Consider the following 367-nt stretch of genomic DNA (forward strand, 5'->3'; position numbering starts at 1 on the left):
GACTCGATACAGTCCAGCGTCCCCCTGCGGATCAATCAACCGTCAGCGCAAAACAATCTTTCAGTACAGAGGCAATATCATCTTCTGCCAGCTGTTGCGTTTCCACGCACTGCGCGGTGATCGTTTTCAGCACGTTACCCAGCAAAATCTGGCGTCCTTCAGGGCGATGCTGTACGACGAGCAGCTTCTGCACAAAAATGGCGTCCGGGTGCGTGGAGTTAAGGTAGTTGGCAGGCACAAAATCAATCCACTCCTGAGGAGAAAGGTCAAAGCCGTACTGACTGGTCCATTTACCCTCCACCCGTGCCTGAAGCAGATACTCACCCTCCGCGTTACGGGTCAGCCGGAACGCTGTCTCTTATACACA

Annotated in this window: 1 protein-coding gene; it reads right to left on the minus strand. The window is 53.7% G+C overall.

Features of this window, described 5'->3' with window-relative positions:
- Positions 1-31: 31 nt before the first annotated feature.
- Positions 32-343 (minus strand): arylamine N-acetyltransferase, encoded by a 312-nt coding sequence (locus tag ACPYOI_RS36035; protein WP_481424170.1) that lies wholly within the window; start codon positions 341-343, stop codon positions 32-34.
- Positions 344-367: the final 24 nt, after the last annotated feature.

Source organism: Rhizobium sp. SVR5-2C (genome assembly GCF_056755115.1).